The 7,442-nt window shown below is 75.0% G+C and carries 5 protein-coding genes; all 5 read left to right on the forward strand.

Annotation, left to right across the window (positions count from 1 at the left end):
- Window positions 1-122 precede the first annotated feature (122 nt).
- The 5 genes from ABZW10_RS37160 (at window position 123) to ABZW10_RS37180 (ending at window position 7,317) form a co-directional block, all read left to right on the forward strand.
- Window positions 123-1,325 (forward strand): sensor histidine kinase, encoded by a 1,203-nt coding sequence (locus ABZW10_RS37160; RefSeq protein ID WP_355375631.1) that lies wholly within the window; start codon window positions 123-125, stop codon window positions 1,323-1,325.
- Complete coding sequence (locus ABZW10_RS37165) at window positions 1,322-2,005, forward strand: response regulator transcription factor (RefSeq protein ID WP_355375633.1); 684 nt, start codon at window positions 1,322-1,324, stop codon at window positions 2,003-2,005. Before ABZW10_RS37160 ends, ABZW10_RS37165 begins: the two co-directional genes overlap by 4 nt.
- 289 nt (window positions 2,006-2,294) lie before the next feature.
- On the forward strand, window positions 2,295-4,679 hold the full coding sequence (locus tag ABZW10_RS37170; RefSeq protein ID WP_355375635.1) for a penicillin acylase family protein: 2,385 nt from the start codon (window positions 2,295-2,297) through the stop codon (window positions 4,677-4,679).
- Between the two features lie 444 nt (window positions 4,680-5,123).
- Complete coding sequence (locus tag ABZW10_RS37175) at window positions 5,124-5,726, forward strand: carbonic anhydrase (RefSeq protein ID WP_355375638.1); 603 nt, start codon at window positions 5,124-5,126, stop codon at window positions 5,724-5,726.
- A 103-nt stretch (window positions 5,727-5,829) separates the two neighbouring features.
- Window positions 5,830-7,317, forward strand: coding sequence for a SulP family inorganic anion transporter (locus ABZW10_RS37180; RefSeq protein WP_355375642.1), 1,488 nt, complete (start codon window positions 5,830-5,832; stop codon window positions 7,315-7,317).
- Window positions 7,318-7,442 lie beyond the last annotated feature (125 nt).

A 7,442-nucleotide genomic window follows, 5' to 3' on the forward strand; every position in this document is an offset into this window, starting at 1 on the left:
TCGCGTGTACTGCATTTGCAGTACACGCGGCCATCGCCCCACCCGCACCCCCCCTCCTCGCCGGATCGTCCGGGCCCGGCAGAGGAAGCCGCCAGGGCAGCTCCGGACCGGGAGAAGCGAGCATGATCGAGACCTGGCTGCGCCGAGTGCGCGGCCGCCACCCCAACCTGATCGACGCGCTGCTCGTGCTCGCCGCGTTCATCGTCACGGCCGGGACGACCACCGTCGACCGCCTCGGCAACGCGATCGAGCCGAACCCCGCCGCGCTGACGCTGGCCGTTGTCTCCAGCCTCGCCCTGCTCGGCCGCCGCCGTTGGCCCTGCCTCGTCGTCGTGATCACCCTCGCCTGCACCCTGGCCCTGTGCTTCGTCGCGACCCAGCTCAACGCGGGCCTGGTCGCCCCGCTGCTCCTCGCCCTCTTCTTCCTCGCAGTGCGCACCGACCGCACCACCGCGCGCGCCGCCACCGCGGTCTCGGCCGTCCTGGTGACCGTCGCCACGATCATCAACGAGCCGCACACCTCCCTCAGCATCAAGATCGGCGTCATCGCCTGGATCCTGCTGCCCGGCGCCATCGGCGACTCCGTCCGCGTGCGCCGCGCCCACCTCGCCGCCATCGAGGAACGCGCCGAGCGAGCCGAGCGCACCCGGGAGGAGGAGGCCCGCCGGCGGGTCGCCGACGAACGCATCCGGATCGCCCGCGACCTGCACGACGTCGTCGCCCACCACATCGCCCTCGCCAATGCCCAGGCCGGCATCGCCGTCCACCTCCTGGACCGCCACCCCGCCCAGGCCCGCGAGATGCTCAGCCACCTCACCGACGCCACCGGCTCCGCGCTGCGCGAGCTCAAGGCCACCGTCGGCCTGCTGCGCAGCGCCGACGACCCGCAGGCCCCGCTCGAACCCGCCCCCGGCCTGGACCGGCTGCCGGACCTCATCGGCGCCTTCGAACGGGCGGGCCTGCCGGTGCGCCTCGCCGTCGAGGGCGAGCCGCAGCCGCTCTCCCCGGGCGTCGACCTCACCGCGTACCGGATCCTCCAGGAGTCCCTGACCAACGTCGCCAAGCACGCCGCCGGCACCACCGCCGACGTCACCCTCGCGTACTCCGGCAGCAGGGTCCTGCTGACCGTCGCCAACGAGCGCCCGGCGCCCGGCCTCCGGTCCGGTGTCGTCGCCCCGGTCGGCGGAGGCTTCGGCCTGATCGGCATGCGCGAGCGCGCCGCCGCCGTCGGCGGGCGCCTCACCGCCGACCGCCGGCCCGGCGGCGGCTTCCTGGTCTCCGCCGAACTGCCCCTGCGCACCGCCGCCCGAGAGGAACACCCGTGACCATCCGAGTACTGCTCGCCGACGACCAGGCGCTGCTGCGCGGGGCCTTCCGCGTCCTCATCGACGCCGAGGACGACATGCAGGTGGTCGGCGAGGCCGCCGACGGCCGCGAGGCGGTCGACCTGGCGAAGAACCTCCGCCCCGACGTCGTGCTCATGGACATCCGGATGCCCGGCGTCGACGGCCTCTCCGCCACCGCCGCCATCTGCGGCGACCCCGACCTCGCCGGCACCCGGGTGCTCATCCTCACCACCTTCGAGATCGACGAGTACGTCGCCCAGGCCCTGCGCGCCGGCGCCGGCGGCTTCCTCGGCAAGGACGCCGAACCGACCGAACTGCTCGCCGCCCTGCGCCGCGTCGCCGCCGGCGACCCCCTGCTCTCACCCGCCGCCACCCGCGCCGTCATCGAGCAGCTCCTCGCCCACCCCGAACCGGACCGGGCCCCCGCCGCCGCCCCCGAGCGCCTCGCCGCCCTGACCGCCCGCGAACGCGAGGTGATGGCGATGGCCGCCACCGGCCTCAGCAACGAGGAGATCGCCGCCCGGATGTTCGTCAGCCCCTTCACCATCCGCACCCACATCCACCGCGCCATGGCCAAGCTCGACGCCCGCGACCGCGCCCAGCTGGTGGCCCTCGCCTACCAGACCGGCCTCGTCCCCACCCCCCGCCCCCGGGACTGACCCCGCCCGCGGGGCCCGCGCGCCACCCGCCCGCGTCCGTCCGGTGACCGTCGGCCGGGTGGGCGCCGGCGGCCCGTGCGACGTCGAGCCGTGCGAGCCGGACATCCTCCGCCGGACGGAGGTCCGGACGAGAAGCGCCCCCTTCCCGGGACGTACACGGGTAGGCCCGGCGGGCGAGGACAGGTCCTCCCGCGGAGCGATGACCGGCGGCCACCTGCGGCGGCAGCGTGAAGCCATGACGGATGACCGAAAATTGACTGCGCGTCAGCCACGCTCGCGGATGCGGCGAATGGCGTCCGGCGCAGTTGCCCTCGGGCTGGCCGCGGGCCTGCTCACGGCGCTGGCGCCCGCCTCGGCGCAGGCCGCCGGCGCCGACCTCGCGGCGGGCCCGGGAGCCGACCGGGGCGGCTGGACCACCGAGATCCGCCGGACCGAGTACGGCGTCCCGCACATCGTCGCCCGGGACTTCGGCGGCCTCGGCTACGGCTACGGGTACGCCTTCGCCCAGGACAACCTCTGCCAGCTCGCCGACCAGGTGGTCAGCATGCGCGGCGAGCGCTCGCGCTGGTTCGGGCTGGACCAGCGGTCCGTGGGCCGGCCCGGCAACCTGGAGAGCGACACCTACCAGCAGAGCGTGCTGCGCTCCGGGACGGTGCAGCGGCTGCTGGCCCAGCCGGCGCCGGTCGGGCCGACCGGCGAGGTGCGGCAGTTGGTCGACGGATACGCCGCGGGATACAACCGCTACCTGCGCGAGACCGGCGTGGACCACCTTCCGGACCCGTCCTGCCGGGGGAAGGGCTGGGTCGGGCCGATCACCGCCGACGACCTCTGGAACATCCTGTACGACGTCAACACCTGGACGGGCACCCCCAGGAAGTCGGCCGCCACCGCCGTCCCGGGAGCCGATGCCGCAGCCGCCCGCGACGCCGCCGCGCCCGCCGCCACGTCGGCCCGGCCGGACTGGGCGGGCCCGGCGGCCGACAGCCCCGATACCGGCAGCAACGCCTGGGCGATCGGCCGGGACGCCGACCGCGACGGCAACGGCCTGCTGCTGGCCAACCCGCACCTCCAGTGGGCCGGTCCGGAGCGGTTCTACCAGGCCCAGCTGACCATCCCGGGCGTCCTGGACGTCGCCGGCGCCGGCCTCTACGGCCTGCCGTTCCTGCAGATCGGCCACACCAAGGGCCTCGCCTGGACCCACACCACCAGCAATGCCCGCCACAGGCTCGCCTACCGGCTCTCGCTGGTGCCCGGCGACCCGACCGCCTACCTGGTGGACGGCAAGGTCGAGCGGATGACCGCGGTCACCGTCCCGGTCACCGTCCGGGCCGCCGACGGCACGCTCTCCACCGTCGACCGCACCGTCTACCGCTCCCGCCACGGCTACGTGATGGCCGAGGGCTGGACCCGCGAGTACGCCTTCACCATCCGCGACGCCAACGCCGACAACCTCCGATCCCTCGACGAGTGGGTGGCGATGGGCCGGTCGCAGAACCTCGACCAGCTCCGGCAGGCCCAGCGCACCCACCAGGGTGTCCCATGGATGTACACGACGGCCGTCGACGCGGGCGGGACCACCTACTTCACCGACTCCTCCGCCGTCCCGCAGCTCCCCGACGCGCAGCGGACGCGCTGTCTGGTGCCCGATCCGGTCGTCGACGGCATGCTGGACGGCTCGACCGCCGCCTGTGACCCGGGCAGTGACCCGGACGCGCTGCTCCCGGGCCTGTTCGGCCCGGCCAACCACCCCGCGCTGACCCGTACCGACTACGTGGCCAACGCCAACAACGGCCCCTACCTGACCAACGCGGACGCGCCGATGGCCGGCCTGCCCGCCGTCTACAACGGCGGCCCGGAGCTGGCCCCGCGGCCGCAGTTGAGCCTGCGGATGATCGCCGACCGCCGGGCCGGCACCGACGGCCTCGGCGCCCCCGGCTTCACCCTCGCCACCCTCCAGGCGACCATGTTCGGCAACCGGGTGCAGAGCGCCGAGCTGGACCGCGACGACGCCGTCGCCCTGTGCCGTGCCCACCCGGTGCTCGCGGCGACCGACGGCACCCCGGTCGACGTGAGCGCCGCGTGCGACGCACTCGCGGCCTGGAGCACCCGGGCCGACGCCGACAGCCGGGGCGCCGTGCTCTGGCAGGCGTACCGCGACGCGCTGGCCCGGATCCGGACGACATCCTGGCAGAAGGTCCCGTACGACCCGGCCCAGCCGCTGACCACCCCGCGCGGCATCGTCGCCGCCGACGCCGACGCCCAGCGTGCCTTCGCCGACGCGGTGCGCCGCCTGGCGGCGCTCGGGCTGCCGGTGGATGCCCCGCTCGGCCTCGTCCAGCGCTGGGCGGGCATCCCGCTGCACGGCTGCTCCAGTGAGACCGGCTGCTTCAACGTGCTCACGGCCGGGCCGGATTCGGGCGCCGGGGGCGGCACCTACCCCGCGGACCCGAGGAGCGTCCCGCTCGGCGCGAGCTTCCTGATGGCCACCGAGCTGACCGACCGCGGTCCGCGCACCCGGACCCTGCTCACCTACGGCGAGTCGGCCGACCCGACCTCGCCGCACTTCACCGACCAGACCCGCCGCTACGCCGACAAGCAGTGGGTGACGGAACGCTTCACCGAGGCCGAGATCCGCTCGGCCCCGGGCCTCACCGTCACCACCCTGAAGCGCTGACGCATCATCAGTTCACCATCGGGCCGCCGCCGTTCACCGAACGGAGGCGGCCCGATGGTGTGACCGGGGGGCGCGCCGACCTCACGAGGGGCGCGCGGAAAGTGCGGTGCATCAACGTCTTGATGCCACGTCAGGTTCCCCTGATGTGCGCAGACGTGGGCGGAAGGGTGTGTGCCGCTCATGGCAACAGGATGTTAACCAGATCGGCACACTCCGAGCCCTGGACGAGCTTTTGCCGACCCCATACCCGTGTTTTACTTCCCCTTGACGCGTCATCAGGTCACCGGGGGGACACCGAGGGTCACCGACGCGGCTGTGCGGCGCGCCATTCACCCGCCGCGGCCGCACCCACCCGCCCGGGGGCATCTGGTTCCGACGTGCCTGCCCGTCCACCGCCCCTCCCGGCCGACGCCGGGAGGGTCACCGAAGGAGGCATCCACCACCATGGAACCGCTCATCGACCGGGCCCGGGCGTTCCCGCAGCGCGCGGGCGACACCGGCCGGGAACTCACCGCACTCGCCGCCGGCCAGGCCCCGCAGGCCCTGTTCATCACCTGCTCCGACTCCCGGGTGGTGCCCGCGCTGATCACCGGCGCCGATCCCGGCGACCTCTTCGAACTCCGCACCGCGGGCAACATCGTGCCCGCCTACCGGGCCGACGCCGCCTCCGGCGAGACCGCCACCATCGAGTACGCCGTCGAGGTGCTCGGCGTCCGCGACCTGGTGGTGTGCGGACACTCGCACTGCGGCGCGGTCGGAGCCGTCGTGCGCGGCGAGGACCTCAGCGTGGTGCCCGCCGTCCGCTCCTGGCTGCGCCACGCCGACGGAGCCATGCTCCGGGCGGACGGTGCCGACGTCTTCGACCCGACGGTGGCCGGCCCGGTGCAGCGCCACGTGCTCGCCCAGCTCGACCGGCTGCGCGGCTACCCCGCCGTCGCCCGCCGACTGGGCGAGGGGCGGATACGGCTGCACGGCTGGTTCTACGAGATCCACACCGGACTGGTGCTCGCCCACCGGGCCGACGCCGGCCTCTTCCTCCCGCTGTGACCCCGTCGCACGGTCCGCCACCGCACCGCGCTTCACCGCACCGCCCTTCACCGCACCGCCCCTGCGCCGTCCACCGAACCCTCCGCACTCTCCCGAGGACCCGATGACTCGTCGTCCCGCCCTTCGGCTGAGCACTCTGCGCTCCGACCTCCCCGCATCCCTCGTCGTCTTCCTGGTCGCCCTCCCGCTCTGCGTGGGAGTCGCCGTCGCCTCCGGCGTCCCGGCCGAACTCGGCCTGGTCACCGGCATCGTCGGCGGCCTGGTGACCGGCCTGATGCCCGGCAGCAGCCTTCAGGTGTCCGGCCCCGCCGCCGGCCTGACCGTGCTGGTCCTCGCGGCCGTCCAGGAACACGGCCTCGCCACTCTCGGCGTCATCACCGCCGTCGCCGGCGTGCTCCAGCTCGCCCTGGGCGCCGCCCGCCTCGGCCGGCTGTTCCGGGCGATCTCCGTCTCGGTCGTCCAGGGCATGCTGGCCGGCATCGGCCTGGTGCTGATCGCCGGTCAGCTCTACGCGCTCGCCGACGCCAAGGCCCCGGCCGGCGGCCCCGCCAAGCTCGCCGGGCTCCCCGGGCTGGCCGCCGACGTCGCCGGGGATCCGCACGCGGTGGCCGCGGTCGCCGTCGGCGCCGGGACGGTGGCGGTCCTGCTGCTCTGGCCGCGCCTGCCGGCCCGGGTCCGGGCACTCCCGGCACCACTCGCCGCCGTCGCGGGCGCGACGGCCGTCACCGCCCTGTTCGACCTGCCCGTCGCCCGGGTCGAGGTGGCCGGACTCACCGGGGTCCTCCACCTGCCCGGAGCCTCCGACCTCGCGGCGCTCGGCAGCCTCGGCGTGCTCGGCACGGCCGTCGCCTTCGCGCTGATCGCCTCGGCCGAGAGCCTGTTCAGCGCGGCCGCCGTCGACCGTCTGCACGACGGTCCGCGGACCGACTACGACCGCGAACTGCTCGCCCAGGGCGTCGGCAACACCCTCTGCGGCCTGCTCGGCGCACTGCCGATGACCGCTGTCATCGTCCGCAGCGCCGCCAACGTCCAGGCCGGCGCCCGGAGCAAGGCCTCCCGCGTCCTCCACGGCCTCTGGCTGCTGCTCTTCGCGGCCCTGCTCCCGGGCTTCCTCTCCGCCATCCCGCTCGCCGCGCTGGCCGGCGTCCTGGTCCACGCCGGGGCCAAGCTGGTCCCGGTCCGCACCCTGTGGCCGCTCTGGCGGGCCGAGCGCGGCGAGGCGGTGATCCTGGCCGTCACGGCGATCGCGATCGTCGTGACCAACCTCCTGGAAGGGGTGCTGCTCGGGCTCCTGCTCGCGGTGCTCAAGAGTGCCTGGGACACCTCCCACCTCCAGGTCGCGGTCACCGAACTCCCGGACGGCGCCGTCCGGGTGAACCTGCACGGGAACGCCACCTTCCTCCGGCTGCCCCGCCTCCTCGAAACCCTCGAATCCCTGGAGGAACTGCCGGCCGACCGTCCCGTGCGGCTCGACCTCGCCGGCGTGCGTCACCTCGACCACGCCTGCCGCAGCGCCCTTGAGCTCTGGCAGGAGCGTCACAACCGCAACGGCTCCGCCGAGCTCCTCGGCCTGCCGGCCGCCTCCGTCTGATCCGGTCGGGGGGGGGGGGGGCGCGGCCCCCCCCCCCCCCCCCCCCCCCCCGGCGGGGGGGGGGGGGGGGGGGGTGGGCCCGGCCCCCCCCCCCCCCCCCGCCGCCCCCCGCCGCCGCGCGGCGG

This window comes from Kitasatospora sp. NPDC004723, assembly GCF_040609255.1.
Lineage (GTDB): Bacteria > Actinomycetota > Actinomycetes > Streptomycetales > Streptomycetaceae > Kitasatospora.

Coding starts and splice junctions, on each gene's coding strand:
- ABZW10_RS37160 (WP_355375631.1), top strand. CDS start 123: ATGATCGAGACCTGGCTGCGCCGAGTGCGCGGCCGCCACCCCAACCTG.
- ABZW10_RS37170 (WP_355375635.1), top strand. CDS start 2,295: ATGGCGTCCGGCGCAGTTGCCCTCGGGCTGGCCGCGGGCCTGCTCACG.
- ABZW10_RS37175 (WP_355375638.1), top strand. CDS start 5,124: ATGGAACCGCTCATCGACCGGGCCCGGGCGTTCCCGCAGCGCGCGGGC.
- ABZW10_RS37180 (WP_355375642.1), top strand. CDS start 5,830: ATGACTCGTCGTCCCGCCCTTCGGCTGAGCACTCTGCGCTCCGACCTC.